This window comes from Streptomyces shenzhenensis (genome assembly GCF_003688995.1).
In the GTDB taxonomy this organism is placed as follows: domain Bacteria; phylum Actinomycetota; class Actinomycetes; order Streptomycetales; family Streptomycetaceae; genus Streptomyces; species Streptomyces shenzhenensis_A.
In genome coordinates, this window is the sequence record NZ_PENI01000058.1 from 1 (window position 1) to 17,840 (window position 17,840).

Consider the following 17,840-nt stretch of genomic DNA (forward strand, 5'->3'; position numbering starts at 1 on the left):
GGAGTCGCTGAACCTGCGCCAGCGCCGTCTGGAGATCGTCTCGTGCCCGTCGTGCGGGCGCGCCCAGGTCGATGTGTACAAGCTGGCGGACGAGGTCACGGCCGGCCTGGAGGGCATGGAAGTGCCGTTGCGCGTCGCCGTCATGGGTTGTGTGGTCAATGGTCCCGGTGAGGCCCGGGAGGCCGATCTCGGTGTCGCCTCGGGCAACGGCAAGGGGCAGATCTTCGTGAAGGGCGAGGTCATCAAGACCGTTCCCGAGTCGAAGATCGTCGAGACGCTCATCGAGGAGGCCATGAAGCTCGCCGAGCAGATGGAGGCGGACGGCGTGGCGTCCGGCGAGCCGTCGGTGTCGGTCGCCGGCTGAGCCGCCCCCGAGCGGCAGGCCGTCATCCCGCCGCGGCGCCGCCCGCCGCGGCGCCCGGCGCTCGCGCCACGGCGCCCCGACCCGTACGGCCTGCCGCTCTCCGGGCCCGCACATCTCCCGTCGCTCCACCCACCCGGGCTGCGGCGCGTTCTCGTCCGACGACTTCATCGAGAACAAGGCGAACCCGGCCTGACCGACGGCGATTTCACCGCCCACCCCGGCAACAAGCGGGCGCTGCCGTCGAGTTGTGCCCCAGACCCGGGGCGGACCGGCCCGCTCGCCCACCGGACCCCAACCCGTGCTCACGAGTGACCGCGGCGGCACATGGCGTGAGCCGCACGCCTGAGATCCAGGTCCGCCACGGCCGTCCCGGGAGCCATGGCCCGCCGACCGCCCCCCGCGCACCGTCCCCGTGGGGCGGCGCGGCACAAATTCGGCGGGTACAGTGCGGAGATCAGCAGAACCCCCAGGGTGAGGCCCGCACGTGTTGACCCAGACCACCTCTCGGGTGCTCGAACCGAGCGACCTGGACGCCGCGCTCGCCGTCCTCGACCGCGAGCCCGTCGCGAACGCGTTTGTGACCTCCCGGGTGCAGATCGCGGGCCTCGACCCGTGGCGGCTCGGCGGGGAGATGTGGGGCTGGTACGAGGGCGGCATGCTCACCTCCCTGTGCTACGCGGGCGCCAACCTGGTGCCGATCTGCGCCACCCCGCGGGCCGTGCGCGCCTTCGCCGACCGGGCCCGCCGGGCCGGCCGCCGCTGCTCCTCCATCGTCGGCCCCGCCGAACCCACCGCCCAGCTGTGGCGCCTCCTCGAACCGCACTGGGGCCCGGCCCGCGAGGTCCGCACCCACCAGCCGCTCATGGTCACCGACCGCATGCCCGCCGACATAGCCCCGGATCCCTACGTCCGCCGCATCCGCAAGGACGAGATGGAGACGATCATGCCGGCCTGCGTGGCCATGTTCACCGAGGAAGTCGGCATCTCCCCGCTGGCCGGCGACGGCGGACTGCTCTACCAGGCCCGGGTCGCCGAACTCGTCGGCTCCGGCCGCTCGTTCGCCCGGCTCGACGAGAACGGCCGGGTCGCGTTCAAGGCGGAGATCGGCGCGGCGACCGACCGGGCCTGCCAGATCCAGGGCGTGTGGGTGGCCCCCGAGTACCGGGGGCGGGGCCTCGCGGCCCCCGGCATGGCGGCGGTGCTGCGCTACGCACTGGCGGACGTGGCTCCCGTGGCGAGCCTGTACGTCAACGACTTCAACACCCCGGCCAGGCGCACCTACCTGCGGGTGGGCTTCCGGGAGGTCGGCGCGTTCATGAGCGTCCTGTTCTGAGAGGCGTCCTTCTCCGACGGAGCCGACGGAGCCGACGAAGCCGACGGAGCCGGATGATCCGGCGGGAGCGGGACGGCGTCCCGGCCGTGCGAGGGCCGCACTCCCGGCCACAAGCGACACCTCGGCCCCACGGGCATCCGAAACCCCCCTGTAGGCTCCGGGCCATGGACCTCGTGATCGGCCCCTTGGACCTCTCCGCCCACGTCGACGAGGCCCTGGCCGTCCAGGCCGTCGCCTTCGGGCTGGGCGCCGACGAGGTCGCCGTGCGCCGCCACATCGTCCTGCGGCACATGACCTACCCGGGTGCACGCGCCTTCGGCGCGACCGTCGCGGGCCTGCTCGTCGGCTTCGTGTACGGCATGCCCAACGACCGCACGCACTGGTGGTCCACCGTCGTGGAGCCGTATCTGCGGGCGCAGGGCCACGACCAGTGGCTCGACGACTCCTTCGTGATCACCGAGTTGCATGTGCACCCGCGGCACCAGAACCGGGGCATCGGCCGCGCCCTGATCACCACCATCACCGACGGGGCCGCCGAGCCCCGGTCGATCCTCTCCGCGATCGACACCGACAGCCCGGCCCGTGGCCTGTACCACTCGCTCGGCTACCAGGACCTGGCCCGCCAGGTCCTGTTCCCCAGCGCCCCCAGGCCGTACGCGGTCATGGGGGCTCCGCTGCCGCTGCGCCGCCGCGGGCCGGGAATGGATTTCCGGCCATGGCGACCGCCCGGCTAACCTCCTAGCCATCACCCTTACCCGGCAGGAGTACGAGAACGATGGCGAACGCACCGGTCCAGCGCATGTCCCAGTTGATGGCCAAGACGCTGCGCGACGACCCGGCGGACGCCGAGGTCCTCAGCCACAAGCTGCTCGTCCGGGCCGGCTATGTGCGCCGCACCGCCGCCGGCCTGTGGTCCTGGCTGCCGCTCGGCAAGCGGGTCCTCGCCAACGTGGAGCGCATCGTCCGCGAGGAGATGGACGCCATCGGCGCCCAGGAGGTGCTGCTGCCCGCGCTGCTGCCGCGCGAGCCGTACGAGGCGACCGGCCGCTGGGACGAGTACGGCCCCGAGCTGTTCCGCCTCCAGGACCGCAAGGGCGGCGACTATCTGCTCGGCCCGACCCACGAGGAGATCTTCACCCTGCTGGTGAAGGACCAGGCGTCCTCCTACAAGGACCTGCCGGTCATCCTCTACCAGATCCAGAACAAGTACCGTGACGAGGCCCGGCCCCGCGCGGGCATCCTGCGCGGCCGTGAGTTCCTGATGAAGGACTCGTACTCCTTCGACCTGGACGACGCGGGCCTCGCGCAGTCCTACGCCCTGCACCGGCAGGCCTACCAGCGGATCTTCGAGCGCCTCGGCCTCGACTACCGGATCTGCGCCGCGACCGCGGGTGCCATGGGCGGCTCCAAGTCCGAGGAGTTCCTGGCCCCGGCCGGGGCCGGCGAGGACACCTTCGCGGACTGCCCGAACGGTGACTTCGCGGCAAACACCGAGGCGATCAGCTACGAACTCAAGCCGGTGGACGGCTCGTTGGTGCCCGCGGCCGAGGAGATCCCCACCCCGGACACCCCGACCATCGAGACCCTGGCCGCCTCCCTCGGCGTCCCGGCCTCCGCCACCCTGAAGAACCTCCTCGTCAAGGTCGACGGCGAGATCGTCGCCGTCGGCGTCCCGGGCGACCGCGAGGTCGACATGGACAAGGTCGAGGCGCACTTCGCCCCGGCCACGGTCGAGTTGGTCACCGCCGAGGACTTCACGGGCCGCCCCGACCTGGTGCGCGGCTACGTCGGGCCGCAGGGCCTGGCGAAGGTCACCTACATCGCCGACCCGCGGGTGGCACCGGGCACGGCGTGGATCACGGGCGCCAACAAGGAGCACGTGCACGCCAGGAACGTGGTCGCGGGACGTGACTTCGAGGTGGACGAGTACGTAGACGTCGTGGTGGTGCAGGAGGGCGACCCGTGCCCCAACTGCGGCACCGGCCTCAAGCTGGACCGCGCCATCGAGATCGGCCACATCTTCCAGCTGGGCCGCAAGTACGCCGACGCCCTCAAGCTCGACGTCCTCGGCCAGAACGGCAAGCCGGTCCGCGTGACCATGGGGTCCTACGGCATCGGCGTCTCCCGCGCGGTCGCCGCCCTCGCCGAGCAGACCGCCGACGAGCAGGGCCTGTGCTGGCCCGCGGAGGTCGCCCCGGCCGATGTGCACGTGGTGGCCGCGGGCAAGGCCCTGCAGACCGAGGTGGCGCTCGACGTCTCCGGGAAGCTGTCCGCCGCGGGCCTCCGCGTCCTGGTCGACGACCGGGCCGGGGTCTCCCCGGGCGTGAAGTTCACGGACTCCGAGCTGATCGGCGTACCCAGCATCCTGGTGGCGGGCCGCCGCGTGGGCGAGGGCGTCCTGGAACTGAAGGACCGCAGGACCGGCCACCGCGAGGAACTGACCATCGACGAGGCGATCACCCGCCTGACGTCCCGCTGAGCACCCGCCCGGCATCTCGCCGGCCCCGCCGGGCAGACAGCACGCGGCGGGTCGCCCGCCTCCGCCGGTGGTCCGTGGCCGGTCCTCATGACCGCCACGGGCCACCGGCGGCTTGCGCGGACCGTCCACTGCCCGGCTAGCCACCGGCCCTACAACCAGGCCGCGAACTCCAGGAGCAGTTCGGCGTCTTTGGCCCGGCCCACCCGGCGGGCCCGCAGGCCGGATTCCACCGCGCGGAACAGGGCCCAGCCCCGCAGCCGGTCCTGGTCGACGTCCAGCGCCTCGGCGAGCCGCTTCACCCGGCGGCGGGTGGTCGCCGAGCCCGACGGGGAGGCGATCAGGTCCTCCACCCGGTCCCGGACCAGCCGGGCCAGGTCGAAGGCGCACTCGCCGACCACCGGGTCCGGTCCCACCGCGAGCCACGGCATCCGCTCCCCGGCGAGCACCTTGCTCTGCCGGAACGTGCCGTGCAGCAGCCGCTGCTCGGGCGGCGCCGCGAGCAGCTCGTCGCGGGCCGTGAGCGCCGCGTCGACCAGCGGCATCACCTCGGCGTCCGCCCCGGCCCGCAGCGCCGCCGCCTGCCGCCCGGTCCGCTCGGCCACCGTCTCGAAGGGGTGCGCGGCGGCACCGCCGGGCGGCTCGACCCACAGCCGCCGCAGCGTTCCCGCCGCCTCGAGCAACGCCCGCGCCTCCGGCAGCGAGCGCACCGACACATCCGGGTGCAGCCGCTCCAGCAGCAGCTCGCCCTCGGCCACGAAGGGCTCCAGCAACTGGACGGCACCCAGCCCGCCCCAGTGCGCGAGGGCCGCCCGCTCGCTCTCCGGCCGGGCCCGGCGCGGCGCCAGCTTCAGCACGGCCGGGTACCCGTCGGCGCGCCGCACCAGTACGACCAGGCTGCTGCGCCCGCCCGGCACCTGCACCCGCTCCACGGTCAACTCGCGCAGCGCGACGGCCTGTCGGGCCGCCTCGGGCAGCTTCTCCAGCCAGTCGTCACCGTCCGGTGCCGTCTCACCGAGCGCGCGCACCAGGCGGCGCGGCGGTTCGAAAGCCATGCGCGAGTCGTTCCCTTCCTGCTGTACGGCGGTAGCGCCGCCCGTCGGTCCGCCCGCCCGCGCGGTCAGCCGCCCGGACGGGGCTACGGCGTCCGCGCCGTCGGAGCCGGGCCGGTCCCGGCCGTCTCGCCGGCCCGTTCGGCGAGACCAGGGAAGGTTACGCTCTCCCCGCGCCAGCGCACCGCGCGCACCGCTGCTTCCCGCAGCGCCGCCGCGGCCGAGCCGCGCTGCGTGCCCGCGACCGCCCGCACCAGGTCGGAGTAGACACCGGCGACCCGCTCCTCCAGCTCGGCGGCGAGCCGCGCCGCGGCAGTCGAGTCCGGCACCGGGAACGGCAGCGCGTAGGCGGCGCTCGCCGCGACCGGTTCACCGCCCCGGTCGCGCACCTCGCGCGCCAGCGCGTCCCGCTGTGCCCGGTGCGCGTCCCACGCCGCCCGTGCCTCGGCCCGCCGCCCCGCGGTGATCCGCCCGCCGACCACCCCGTACCCGTACACGGCCGCGTGCTCGGCGGCCAGCGCCGCCTGCAGTGCCGTGAGCCCGCCGTCCTTCGTTCCGCTCACTCGGCGTCCTCCTTCCGCGCTGCCCGGCGAGCCGGGCGCTCCCGCTCGGTCGTTCCGCTCACTTGCCGTCGTCCGACAGCAGATACGCATGGGCCGCCCCGGCCGCCGCCACCGACGCCAGCAGCCGCGCCAGCTCGCCCGGGACGTCCAGCAGCGCCTTGGCCCGCCGGTCGGCGAGGTCGCGTTCGGCGAGGGAGAGCCCCCGTAGTGCCTCCGTGGCGTTCGCCGGAGCGGCACTGGCGGACGGAGCGGCGGACGCGGCGGCCGTCGGGGTGGCCGACGGCGACGGGGCAGCCGCCCCCTCCTCGAACGCCGCCGCGTGCGCCACGACCTCGGCCCGCAGCGGCCGCAACCGCCCGGCCAGCGCCGGATGCGCGGCGAGCACGGCGTCGTACCGCGCCGCCAGCTCCCGGCTGTCCCGGACGGCACGCGCGCGTGCCCGTTCGGCGACCGAAGGACCGCTGCCGGCGGTGCCGGAATCCCCGTCCCCGCCGGAGCAGCCCGCGAGGAGCACCGCTCCGGCGGCCGAGGCGAGCAGGGTTCTTCTCCGCGGCCCCGGCAGGGCGCGCGACGACGGGGAGAGGGGCACGGCAGACGTCCTCGGGGAACTCGTACGACGAGAAGGGGGCACGCTCGTGATCACCGTACCCGCGTGCCTTCCCGGTGCCGGCCATCGGCACCGCTCGTGCGCAGGTGGACGGCAACACCCCCCGCAACCGGATACCCTTTGACCAGACACGCGACCCATCCCACAACAGCACACGCGGCCGAGGAGTCACCCGGATGAGCACCACCCAGAGCGAGAGGCTGCGAGAACTGCTGGAACCGCTCGTCACGTCCCAGGGCCTCGATCTCGAGGAGATCGCCGTGGACTCCGTCGGACGCAAGCGGGTGCTGCGTGTCGTCGTCGACTCCGACACCGGTGCGGACCTGGACCGGATCGCCGATGTGAGCCGCGCGCTCTCGGCGAAGCTCGACGAGACGGACGCGATGGGCGCGGGCGCGTACGACCTGGAGGTGGGTACCCCGGGAGCGGAGCGTGCCCTGACCGAACACCGCCACTACGCGCGCGCCACGGACCGGCTGGTGAAGTTCCAGCTGCACGAGGGCGGTGAGCTGGTGGCCCGGATCCTCGCGGTGGACGAGGCGGGCCTCGATCTCGAAGTGCCCGGGGTCAAGGGCCGCAGGCCCACCGCGCGCAGACTGGCCTTCCCCGACATCGCCAAGGCACGCGTGCAGGTCGAGTTCAGCCGCAAGGACAGCGAGAAGTCTCCCCAGGACGACGACTCCGCCCAGAACGACGAGTCCCCCCAGAACGACAAGAAGGAAGAGGAGGCGTAGCCGTGGACATCGACATGAGCGCCCTGCGGGGCTTGGTACGGGAGAAGGAGATCTCCTTCGACCTGCTGGTCGAGGCGATCGAGTCGGCCCTCCTCATCGCCTACCACCGCACCGAGGGAAGCCGGCGGCACGCGCGCGTGGAGCTCAACCGGGAGACCGGGCACGTCACCGTGTGGGCGAAGGAGGATCCGGCGGACCTCGAAGAGGGCCAGGAGCCCCGCGAGTTCGACGACACCCCGTCGGGCTTCGGCCGGATCGCCGCCACCACCGCCAAGCAGGTCATCCTGCAACGGCTGCGGGACGCCGAGGACGACGCGACGCTCGGTGAGTACGCCGGCCGCGAGGGCGACATCGTCACCGGCGTGGTGCAGCAGGGCCGCGACCCGAAGAACGTGCTCGTCGACATCGGCAAGCTGGAGGCCATCCTGCCGGTGCAGGAGCAGGTGCCGGGCGAGACGTATGCGCACGGCACGCGGCTGCGCTCGTATGTCGTCCGGGTGGCGAAGGGCGTGCGGGGACCGTCGGTCACCCTCTCGCGCACGCACCCCAACCTGGTGAAGAAGCTCTTCGCGCTGGAGGTGCCGGAGATCGCCGACGGCTCCGTGGAGATCGCCGCGATCGCCCGTGAGGCCGGTCACCGCACCAAGATCGCTGTCCGTTCCACCCGTCCGGGCCTGAACGCCAAGGGCGCCTGCATCGGCCCCATGGGCGGCCGGGTGCGCAATGTGATGGGCGAGCTGAACGGCGAGAAGATCGACATCGTGGACTGGTCGGACGACCCGGCGGAGATGGTGGCGAACGCCCTGTCGCCCGCGCGGGTCTCCAAGGTGGAGGTCGTGGACATGATGTCCCGGTCCGCCCGGGTGACCGTGCCCGACTACCAGCTGTCACTGGCGATCGGCAAAGAGGGACAGAACGCCCGGCTCGCGGCCCGGCTCACGGGCTGGCGCATCGACATCCGGCCGGACACCGAGCAGCCGTCCGACTGAAGTCACCCGGACGGAGGGAATAGATCCAAGCCGCAGGTGGCTTGGAACACGACAACAACCGTTCGATCTTTGCCCCGTAGGGGTGAGGTCGGTGCGGGGAGGTAGACTTAGCAGTGTCTGGCCGGACGCCAGCCCGCGCATGCCCTGAGCGCACCTGTGTGGGGTGCAGGCAGCGAGCGGCCAAGATCGAACTGTTGCGCATCGTGGCGGTCGAGGACGCCTGTGTCCCCGACCCTCGCGGTACGCTGCCCGGCCGGGGTGCATATGTACACCCCGTCCCGGTCTGTCTCGATCAGGCGGTACGCCGCCGGGCATTTCCGCGGGCGCTCCGCGTCCCGGGACCGCTCGACGTAATGGCGTTGCGCCGGTACGTCGAGCAGACACACAGTTGCTGAGGCAACACGGCAAGGAAAGACGTGCCGTACGGAACCCCGTGCGGCCCGGTACCTCGCGAGTCGAAAGCAGGTCGAGATTGCGATGAGCACTCGATGAGTACGCGATGAGTACGCCCATGAACTAGCGACGGTCCGGACGCAACCCGGACCTCAAAGGAGCGAAGTGGCTAAGGTCCGGGTCTACGAACTCGCCAAGGAGTTCGGTGTCGAGAGCAAGGTCGTCATGGCCAAGCTCCAGGAACTCGGTGAATTCGTCCGTTCGGCGTCCTCGACGATCGAGGCGCCCGTAGTACGTAAGCTGACCGACGCCTTCCAGGGCGGTGGCAACGGCAGGTCTGCCGCCAAGCCCCCGCGCAAGGCCACCCCCAAGCCCGCCGCGCCCGCCCCGGCGCAGGCGGCACGTCCGGCTGCGCCGAAGCCGGCTGCCCCCAGGCCCCCCGTGGCCCAGCAGCCCGCGGCCACGCCGGCTCCCGCGCCGGCTCAGTCGGCGGCCCCCGCGTCGGCCCCCGGCCCGCGCCCGGGCCCGAAGCCCGCGCCTCGTCCGGCCCCCGCGGCGCCCACCACGCCGGAGTTCACCGCTCCGCCGTCGGCCCCGGCTCCGTCCCCGGCCGCCCAGGGCCCGCGTCCCGGCGCCCGCCCCGGCGGGCCCAAGCCCGGCGGCCGTCCCGGCGCGTCCGGCCAGGGTCAGGCCCGTCCGGGTCAGGGTGCACCGCGCCCCGGTGGCCAGGGCCAGCGTCCGGGCTCTCGTCCGGCCGGTCCCCGACCGGGCAACAACCCCTTCACGTCCGGTGGCTCCACCGGCATGGCGCGCCCGCAGGCGCCCCGTCCGCAGGGCGGGCGTCCGGGTCCCGGCGGTCCCGGCGGCGGTCCCCGTCCGCAGGCGCCCGGCCAGGGCGGCGGTCCGCGTCCGCAGGCTCCCGGTGGCCACTCCGGCTCCTCCGGTCGGCCCAGCCCGGCCGGCATGCCCCGTCCGCAGGGCGGTCCGCGTCCCGGCGGCGGTCCCGGCGGTCCGCGTCCGAACCCCGGCATGATGCCGCAGCGTCCCGCTGCCGGTCCGCGTCCGGGCCCCGGCGGCGGTCGCGGCCCGGCCGGTGCCGGCCGTCCCGGCGGCGGTGGCGGCGGTCGTCCGGGCGGTGGCGGCGGCTTCGCCGGCCGTCCCGGCGGCGGCGGTGGCGGCGGTCGTCCCGGTGGTGGCGGCGGCTTCGCCGGCCGTCCCGGTGGTGGCGGCGGTGGTGGCGGCGGCTTCGGCGGCGGTGGCGGCGGTGGCCGTCCCGGCTTCGGCGGTCGTCCCGGCGGTCCCGGTGGCCGTGGTGGCACGCAGGGCGCCTTCGGCCGTCCCGGCGGTCCCGCGCGTCGTGGCCGCAAGTCGAAGCGGCAGCGGCGCCAGGAGTACGAGGCCATGCAGGCGCCGAGCGTCGGCGGCGTGATGCTGCCGCGCGGCAACGGCGAGAGCATCCGTCTCTCCCGCGGCGCGTCGCTCACCGACTTCGCGGAGAAGATCAACGCCAACCCGGCGTCGCTCGTCGCGGTCATGATGAACCTGGGCGAGATGGTCACCGCGACGCAGTCCGTCTCCGACGAGACCCTGCTGCTCCTCGCCGGCGAGATGAACTACACGGTTCAGATCGTCAGCCCGGAGGAGGAGGACCGCGAGCTCCTGGAGTCCTTCGACATCGAGTTCGGCGAGGACGAGGGTTCCGAGGAGGACCTGGTGGTCCGCCCGCCGGTCGTCACCGTCATGGGTCACGTCGACCACGGAAAGACCCGGCTCCTCGACGCCATCCGCAAGACGAACGTCATCGCGGGCGAGGCCGGCGGCATCACCCAGCACATCGGTGCCTACCAGGTCGCGACCGAGGTCAACGGCGAAGAGCGGGCGATCACCTTCATCGACACCCCGGGTCACGAGGCGTTCACCGCCATGCGTGCCCGCGGTGCGAAGTCGACGGACATCGCGATCCTCGTGGTCGCGGCCAACGACGGTGTGATGCCGCAGACGGTCGAGGCCCTGAACCACGCCAAGGCGGCCGACGTGCCGATCGTGGTCGCGGTCAACAAGATCGACGTCGAGGGCGCGGACCCGACCAAGGTGCGCGGTCAGCTGACCGAGTACGGCCTGGTGGCCGAGGAGTACGGCGGCGAGACGATGTTCGTCGACATCTCCGCCAAGCAGGGCCTGCACATCGACAGCCTGCTGGAGGCGGTCGTCCTGACCGCCGACGCCGCCCTGGACCTGCGGGCCAACCCGAACCAGGACGCGCAGGGCATCTCGATCGAGTCCCGGCTCGACCGCGGCCGCGGTGCCGTGTCGACGGTCCTCGTCCAGCGAGGCACGCTCCGCGTGGGCGACACGATGGTCGTCGGCGACGCCTACGGCCGTGTCCGGGCCATGCTCGACGACAACGGCAACAACGTCGCCGAGGCCGGCCCGTCCACGCCGGTCCAGGTCCTGGGTCTGACCAACGTCCCGGGCGCCGGTGACAACTTCCTCGTGGTCGACGAGGACCGTACGGCCCGCCAGATCGCGGAGAAGCGCGCCGCACGCGAGCGCAACGCTGCCTTCGCGAAGCGCACGCGCCGCGTGTCCCTGGAGGACCTGGACAAGGTGCTGAAGGCCGGCGAGGTCCAGCAGCTGAACCTGATCATCAAGGGCGATGCGTCCGGATCGGTCGAGGCTCTGGAATCCTCCCTGCTCCAGCTGGACGTCGGCGAAGAGGTCGACATCCGCGTCCTGCACCGCGGCGTCGGTGCGGTCACGGAGTCCGACATCGACCTGGCGATGGGCTCCGACGCCATCGTGATCGGCTTCAACGTGCGCGCCGCCGGGCGTGCGCAGCAGATGGCCGAGCGCGAGGGCGTGGACGTCCGGTACTACTCGGTCATCTACCAGGCGATCGAGGAGATCGAGGCGGCCCTCAAGGGCATGCTCAAGCCGGAGTACGAGGAGGTCGAGCTCGGTACGGCGGAGATCCGCGAGGTCTTCAAGTCGTCCAAGCTGGGCAACATCGCCGGTGTGCTCATCCGCTCGGGCGAGGTCAAGCGCAACACCAAGGCGCGCCTGCTGCGTGACGGCAAGGTCGTCGCGGAGAACCTCACCATCGAGGGGCTGCGTCGCTTCAAGGACGACGTCACCGAGATCCGCGAAGGGTTCGAGGGCGGTATCAACCTCGGCAACTTCAACGACATCAAGATCGACGACGTCATCGCGACGTACGAGATGCGCGAGAAGCCGAGGGTGTAACAGCCAACGGCCACAAAAGCTGGCCGGCGGGACATGAGCCCCGCCGGCCGGCACCCCTTTCTCCCCAGGCTGAGCACCCGCGCCACGGGACTCGGCCCCGACTTCCAGCCGCGCCCCACCCACCCGACCGGGTAGGCGGGCGCCGGCTAGGGCCGGGGGCGCTGGGCCGGTCCACGGCCTTGCCCACCCGGCCGGACTCGGTCGGCGGGGAACCGGGGTCCGGGGCGGAGCCCCGTGGCGTGCGGGCTCGGCCGACAGTCATGCGCGGGGGTCTGGGGGCGCAGCCCCCAGGCAGAACAGCAGCCAACCGGTGCCAAGGAAACCCCGTCGAGCCACCGGCAGGTACGCGGTACCGTTCTTGATGTCCCTGCCGATCCCAAGGGCAGGGCCATCGATCCCGTACCGGCGGGTCATCCGGAAACACACATGTACGTGGGGACGCTGTCCTTCGACCTCCTCCTCGGCGACGTACGGTCGCTGAAGGAGAAGCGCTCCGTCGTCCGCCCGATCGTCGCCGAACTCCAGCGGAAGTACGCGGTGAGCGCGGCCGAGGTGGATCATCTGGACCTCCATCGCCGGGCCCTGATCGGCCTCGCGATGGTCTCCGGCGACGCGGGGCATCTGAGCGACGTACTCGACCGGTGCGAACGGCTGGTCGCCGGCCGCCCCGAGGTGGAGCTGCTGTCGGTACGGCGGCGCTTCCACGGCGACGACGACTGACCACAGAACGCAGAAGAAGAAAGAACGGGAGACGGACCAGTGGCCGACAACGCGCGGGCGAAAAGGCTGGCGGACCTCATCCGAGAGGTGGTGGCCCAGAAGCTGCAGCGCGGGATCAAGGACCCGCGGCTCGGCTCGCACGTCACCATCACGGACACCCGGGTGACCGGGGACCTGCGGGAGGCGACCGTCTTCTACACGGTGTACGGCGACGACGAGGAGCGGCAGGCCGCCGCGGCAGGGCTGGAGAGCGCCAAGGGCATCCTGCGCTCCGAGGTCGGCCGCGCCGCCGGCGTGAAGTTCACGCCGACGCTCACCTTCGTCGCGGACGCCCTGCCGGACACCGCCCGGAACATCGAGGACCTCCTCGACCGGGCGCGCGCCTCCGACGCGAAGGTGCGCGAGGCGTCCGCGGGCGCTGCGTACGCCGGTGAGGCGGACCCGTACCGCAAGCCCGAGGCGGACGACGAGACGGACGTCGCCGGCGAATGACCAGCAAGCACACCACGCCCGACGGCCTCGTCATCGTCGACAAGCCGTCGGGCTTCACTTCGCACGACGTCGTCGCCAAGATGCGCGGGATCGCGCGGACGCGCCGCGTCGGGCACGCGGGCACCCTGGACCCGATGGCGACCGGCGTGCTCGTCCTCGGCGTGGAGAGGGCGACAAAGCTCCTCGGGCATCTCGCCCTGACGGAGAAGGAGTACCTGGGCACCGTCCGGCTCGGCCAGACCACGCTCACCGACGACGCCGAGGGCGAGATCACCGCCGCCACCGACGCGAGCAAGGTCACCCGCGACGCCATCGACGCCGGCATCGCCAAGCTGACCGGCGCCATCATGCAGGTGCCGTCCAAGGTCAGCGCCATCAAGATCGACGGAGTGCGCTCCTACAAGCGGGCCCGCGAGGGCGAGGACTTCGAGATCCCCGCCCGGCCCGTCACCATCTCCTCCTTCACGGTGTACGACGTCCGGGACGCCGTCGCCGAGGACGGCACCCCGGTGCTCGACCTGGTGGTCTCGGTCGTCTGCTCCTCCGGCACCTACATCCGCGCCCTCGCCCGCGACCTGGGCGCCGACCTGGGCGTGGGCGGTCACCTCACCGCGCTGCGCCGCACCCGCGTCGGGCCGTACCGGCTGGACGCGGCGCGGACCCTGGACCAGCTCCAGCAGGAGCTGACCGTGATGCCGATCGCGGAGGCCGCCGCGGCCGCCTTCCCGCGCTGGGACGTGGACGCCAAGCGGGCCCGGCTGCTCCTCAACGGCGTACGGCTGGAGATGCCCGACACGTACACCGGCTCCGGTCCCGTCGCGGTGTTCGACCCCGAGGGCCGCTTCCTCGCGCTCGTCGAGGAACAGAAGGGCAAGGCGAAGAGCCTGGCCGTCTTCGGCTGACGGCTTCGTCCGGCCCGTGGAGCGGCGGAGCACGGGGTGCCACTGCCGCCGCTCCACGGTCCCCCTCGATTCCCCCACCCCTAGGGTTATCCAGTCGCCGCCGCCGATTCACCCGGCCGGGCAGGCGCTCGGAGTGAACCGGGGGAGTGGAAGGGGGCGCTTTCGGTACGCGCTCTGTCCCGCTGATCACTCCACGCCTACCGTCGAAGACAGGGCGCGTGGGCAGGGGCGGGAGGTTCGACCATGGCGGTACGGGGCCCGCGGACCGGGGGCAGCGGCCGGGCGGCGGACGGTGCGGGCCGGACCCGCGAGGGGGCCCGGCACAAGCGGGACGGCACGGAGGGGACGGACGACGCGGACGGCAGGGCGCCCGCGCAGTGGGCCGCAGGCCGCCCGGACGCGTCCCTGGTGCAGATCCGCGATCTGGCCGGCCGGCCACGCGGCACCGGTTTCCCGGCCGACCACCACGGCACGGTCGTCACCAGCCACGAAGCCGTCGACGGACTCGCCCGGCTGGTCCTGCACGCGGGCGAGCGCACCTGCGTCGTCACCGCCGCCGCCGTCACCCCGCTGCCCCACCTGGACCTGGCCCTCGTCCGCGCCGAGGGGCTCGGCGCGGACCCGCTCCCGGTCACCACGCGGGAGCGGATCCAGACCGGCAGCTATGTGCGGATCGCCGCCGGCGGCTGGCGCGAGGCGCGGGTGCTCGGCGCGGCCGAGGCGACCTACACGGCCACGGACCGCTTCCATCTCCTCGACGGCGCGCTGGAGTTGGCGATCGGCACGGCGGGGCGGGACGCGCTGCGGCTGGGCGGCGGGGCCGCCGGGGGACCCGTGCTCGACGCGCGGACCGGCGCCGTCGTCGCCGTCCTCGGCACCGCGCTGCGGTCCGACCACCGCGACGCCGGCTTCGCGGTGCCGCTGCGCCGAACCGCCCCCGGCTCCGCCCGGCCGGGGCGCACACCCGGCGCGGACCCGGACCCGCTCGCCGACCTGCTCGCCCGCAACGCGGCGACCGTGCCCGCCTACGGCGCCGACCTCAACCTGGCGGGCGTCCTGGAGATCACCGCCACCTCGCTCGGACAGGACGGCCCGCCCGGTGCGCTCGCCGGCTATGCCGACGCGGTCGGCAGCACCGGGCCAGGACCGGTCGAACCCGTCCAACGAGACGGCGTCACACGGGAGTTGACGGCCTTCACCGAAGGGGACAGGGCCGTGCTCGGGCTCGTCCGCGCCCCGGGCAGCGGCCGTACGACGGAACTCGCGGCCCTCGCCGCCCGGCGCGACAGAGGCCCCGCACCGGCGCCCACACTGTGGCTGCGCGGTGCCGACCTCTCGGCCGCCGACGGCTCGGTGGCCGACGCGGTGCGCCGCGCCCTGGACCGGGCGGCCCGCATCGTCGCGGCCACCCGGTCCCTCCGCCCCGGCGACCTCGGCGACCTCACCCCCGAGCGCCTGGCCCGGCTCGCCGAGCGGGCCGGCCGCCCCCTGCTGCTGCTTCTCGACGCCCCCGAGGAGATGCCGCCCGGCCTCGCCCACCGGCTCGCCGAGTGGACCGAGGGGACGGCGGCCTGGCTGCGCGCGACCGGCGCGCGGCTCGTCGTCGGCTGCCGGGAGGAGTACTGGGAGGACGCCGGAGCCGAGTTCCCGCGCGAGTCGCTGTACCCGCCGGCACCGGCCGACGGCGCCCCGCCACCCTGCGTACGGCTGGGCGACCTCACCCCCGCCGAGGCCCGCCGCGCCCGCTCTCGGTACGCCGTACCCGACGGCGCCCTCACCGACCGCGACGCCCGCCACCCCCTTACCCTGCGCCTGCTCGCAGAGGTCCGCGCCGCCCTGCCGGCCGCACCGGCCGCCCCGCCGCTCGACCGGCACCAGGTGTTCTCCGCCCACCTCGACCTGATGTGCCTGCGCGTCGCGCAGCGCCTGGCCGCCGGGAGCGACCTGCGCGGCACGGCCGTACGGCGGCTCGCGGCCCGGGTCTCCGGGCGGGTCCACGAGGCGGCCCGGCGCAGCCTGGGTCCCGGGCAGGGCGAACTGACCCGGGACGCCTTCGACGCGCTGTTCCCCTGGGGACCGGCCCCGGACCGCCCCGGCGGTGGCACCGGCTGGGCATCCGCCGTCCTCGCCGAGGGGCTCCTCGTGCCCGCGGGGGACGGCTACCGCTTCGCCCACGAGGAGTTCGCCGACTGGATCCAGGGCATGCACCTCGATCTGGACGAGGCCCTGCACGCCCTGGTCCACCGCCCGTGCACCCCCGCCCGCCCGCTGCCCCTCGCGCACCATCGCGTCGGCCCCGTCGTCCAGGCGCTGCTTCTCCTCGCCCGCCAGCAAGGGCCCGGTCAACTCGCCTCCCGTCTGGCCGAGTTGACCCGCGCGCTGGACACCGGGCAGGACCCCGGGTGCTGGTGGGCCGCCCGGCTGCTGGCCGGTGCCCTGGCGGGCGTCCCCGACGCGACGCCGTACACGCACGTACTGCGTCTGCTGGCCGACCGGATCGTGACCTCGCGGCGCACCGGCCGGCCCGTGCCCGCCGAGTTCGCCCCCGCCTTCTGGACCGCCCTGCCCCTGCCCGTGGCCGACCGCCTCGACCTGCTGCGGGAACTGGTCCTGGCGGACGAGCCGCACGCTCCCGGCCCCCGATACCTGGACGCCGTCGCGGGGCTCCTCACCGATACCGACACCGATACCGAGTTCCTCGCCGATACCGGTGCTGCCGGTGCCGTACAGGCCCTCGTGTCGCGCTGGTTCGACGACGAGCGGGCGATCCCCGGCATGCCCCGCGCCACCGTGGCCACGGCCGCCCAGGCACTGCTGCACACCCACCGGCACCCCGCCCTGGACGCCCTCGTCGAGGTGCTCGCCGACCGCGCCCACCGGCGCGCCGACGACCTGCTCGCCGCGCTCGCCGAGGACGAGCCCTCCGCCGTCTGCCGGGCGGTGCACCGCTGGGCACACGACGACCGCCCGGCGCGCCGGGCCGCGGCGGTGGCGCACGGACTGCGCGCCGCGCTCCACGCCGGTACCGACACCGACCGCGACCTGCTCCGCCAGGCCGCCCGCACCCTGCTCGACAGCCCCGCCGACACCGGCCTGCACGGCGGCGCGCTCGCCCTCCTCGTCCACGACCCGGACACCCGCGCCCGGCACCTTCCGCAGGCCCTGCGGCACTTCGCGTCCGGCGATCCGCGGCTCCCGCCGTCCGCGCTCGTCCCGGCCCTGGCCACACACCCGGACCAGGTCCTCGACGCCTTCGGCGACCGGCTGCGCACCGGACCGGACCCGCGTGAGGCGCTGCGCACCCTCGCCGACCTGACGCCGCCCGGCCTCGCCCGCCGGGCCGCCGCGCTCGTCCGCGAGGCGGCGGCACTGCGGCCGGAGACCGCGGCACACCTGGCCGAGCACGTCGACCGCCGCCTCGACCACGGCCCGGCCGCCCGGACCGTACTCCTGCCCCTGGTGACGGCCCTGCTCGACGACGGCCCCGAACCGGTCCGGGCGGCCCTCGCCACCGTCCTCGCCGCCCCCGGCGCCCCGGCCTCCCGCCCGCTGCGCCGCGAACTCCTGGACTTCCTGCTCGCCCGGGAGCGTGACCCCGGCGTCCTGGACGCCCTGCTGCACGCGGCGGCGCAGAGCGGCGTCACCGGGGTCCGTGACCTCGTCCACCGCACCGGACTGCTGCTCATCCGCACCCCGGACGGCGCGACCCGCTTCGACCGCGGTCTGGTCGATCTGGGCCGGCGGGTGCCGGGCTTCGCCGCGCTGATGGCCCGCTGGCTCACCGACACCCCGGAGGAGTGGGCCGCCGTGGTCGGCCCGAGCACGCGCCGGATGCTCGGCAATCTGGCGGGCGTGCGCGTCCCCGCGTAACACGGGTTCCGTACGATCGGTGGTCCGGGCGGTCGCCCCGGGTGCGCGGTGTCGCGTGCGCCCGGTCACAGCCTCCCTACCGATGCGGGCCGGGGGCACCCG

Annotated in this window: 14 protein-coding genes and 1 pseudogene; 12 read left to right on the plus strand and 3 right to left on the minus strand. The window is 74.0% G+C overall.

Annotated features, from left to right (window positions below; all coding sequences use genetic code 11):
* The 4 genes and pseudogenes from CTZ28_RS44810 to CTZ28_RS44825 form a co-directional block, all read left to right on the plus strand.
* Nucleotides 1-364, plus strand: a pseudogene (locus CTZ28_RS44810) (flavodoxin-dependent (E)-4-hydroxy-3-methylbut-2-enyl-diphosphate synthase); the annotation flags it as partial.
* Nucleotides 365-848: 484 nt separating this feature from the next.
* Entirely contained in the window at nucleotides 849-1,697 is an 849-nt protein-coding gene (locus tag CTZ28_RS44815) for a GNAT family N-acetyltransferase (RefSeq protein ID WP_121895574.1), read from the plus strand.
* A gap of 164 nt (nucleotides 1,698-1,861) precedes the next feature.
* Entirely contained in the window at nucleotides 1,862-2,431 is a 570-nt protein-coding gene (locus CTZ28_RS44820) for a GNAT family N-acetyltransferase (RefSeq protein ID WP_121895576.1), read from the plus strand.
* A gap of 41 nt (nucleotides 2,432-2,472) precedes the next feature.
* Nucleotides 2,473-4,176, plus strand: a complete 1,704-nt coding sequence (locus CTZ28_RS44825; protein WP_121895578.1) for a proline--tRNA ligase — start codon at nucleotides 2,473-2,475, stop codon at nucleotides 4,174-4,176.
* 149 nt (nucleotides 4,177-4,325) lie between these two features.
* Here the strand turns inward: CTZ28_RS44825 and CTZ28_RS44830 are convergent, their stop codons facing one another.
* The 3 genes from CTZ28_RS44830 to CTZ28_RS44840 all read right to left on the minus strand — a co-directional run bounded on the left by CTZ28_RS44830 (nucleotide 4,326) and on the right by CTZ28_RS44840 (nucleotide 6,377).
* On the minus strand, nucleotides 4,326-5,228 hold the full coding sequence (locus CTZ28_RS44830) for an aminoglycoside phosphotransferase family protein (protein ID WP_121895580.1): 903 nt from the start codon (nucleotides 5,226-5,228) through the stop codon (nucleotides 4,326-4,328).
* An 83-nt stretch (nucleotides 5,229-5,311) separates the two neighbouring features.
* Nucleotides 5,312-5,788 carry a ferritin-like domain-containing protein gene (locus CTZ28_RS44835; RefSeq protein ID WP_259472100.1) on the minus strand — a complete coding sequence of 159 codons (477 nt, stop codon included), beginning with the start codon at nucleotides 5,786-5,788 and terminating at the stop codon, nucleotides 5,312-5,314.
* Between the two features lie 58 nt (nucleotides 5,789-5,846).
* The gene (locus CTZ28_RS44840; protein WP_121895583.1) at nucleotides 5,847-6,377 is read right to left on the minus strand and encodes a hypothetical protein; all 531 of its coding nucleotides are present in this window, start codon (nucleotides 6,375-6,377) and stop codon (nucleotides 5,847-5,849) included.
* Nucleotides 6,378-6,571: 194 nt separating this feature from the next.
* Between CTZ28_RS44840 and rimP the strand changes: the two genes are divergently transcribed.
* From rimP to CTZ28_RS44880, 8 genes are all read left to right on the plus strand, one after another.
* Complete coding sequence (gene rimP / locus CTZ28_RS44845) at nucleotides 6,572-7,129, plus strand: ribosome maturation factor RimP (RefSeq protein WP_121895585.1); 558 nt, start codon at nucleotides 6,572-6,574, stop codon at nucleotides 7,127-7,129.
* A 2-nt stretch (nucleotides 7,130-7,131) separates the two neighbouring features.
* Nucleotides 7,132-8,118 carry a transcription termination factor NusA gene (gene nusA, locus CTZ28_RS44850; protein WP_121895587.1) on the plus strand — a complete coding sequence of 329 codons (987 nt, stop codon included), beginning with the start codon at nucleotides 7,132-7,134 and terminating at the stop codon, nucleotides 8,116-8,118.
* A gap of 113 nt (nucleotides 8,119-8,231) precedes the next feature.
* Nucleotides 8,232-8,513: a YlxR family protein gene (locus tag CTZ28_RS44855; protein WP_121895588.1), complete on the plus strand. Its 282-nt coding sequence runs from the start codon at nucleotides 8,232-8,234 to the stop codon at nucleotides 8,511-8,513.
* Between the two features lie 163 nt (nucleotides 8,514-8,676).
* On the plus strand, nucleotides 8,677-11,754 hold the full coding sequence (gene infB / locus CTZ28_RS44860) for a translation initiation factor IF-2 (RefSeq protein ID WP_121895590.1): 3,078 nt from the start codon (nucleotides 8,677-8,679) through the stop codon (nucleotides 11,752-11,754).
* A 426-nt stretch (nucleotides 11,755-12,180) separates the two neighbouring features.
* A complete protein-coding gene (locus CTZ28_RS44865) occupies nucleotides 12,181-12,474 on the plus strand; it encodes a DUF503 domain-containing protein (protein WP_121895592.1) in 294 nt (97 codons plus the stop codon).
* A gap of 39 nt (nucleotides 12,475-12,513) precedes the next feature.
* A complete protein-coding gene (gene rbfA / locus CTZ28_RS44870) occupies nucleotides 12,514-12,966 on the plus strand; it encodes a 30S ribosome-binding factor RbfA (RefSeq protein ID WP_121895594.1) in 453 nt (150 codons plus the stop codon).
* Nucleotides 12,963-13,868, plus strand: coding sequence for a tRNA pseudouridine(55) synthase TruB (gene truB, locus CTZ28_RS44875; RefSeq protein ID WP_121895596.1), 906 nt, complete (start codon nucleotides 12,963-12,965; stop codon nucleotides 13,866-13,868). The genes rbfA and truB overlap by 4 nt, the downstream gene beginning before the upstream one ends.
* A 243-nt stretch (nucleotides 13,869-14,111) precedes the next feature.
* Nucleotides 14,112-17,738 carry a trypsin-like peptidase domain-containing protein gene (locus CTZ28_RS44880; RefSeq protein ID WP_121895597.1) on the plus strand — a complete coding sequence of 1,209 codons (3,627 nt, stop codon included), beginning with the start codon at nucleotides 14,112-14,114 and terminating at the stop codon, nucleotides 17,736-17,738.
* Nucleotides 17,739-17,840: the final 102 nt, after the last annotated feature.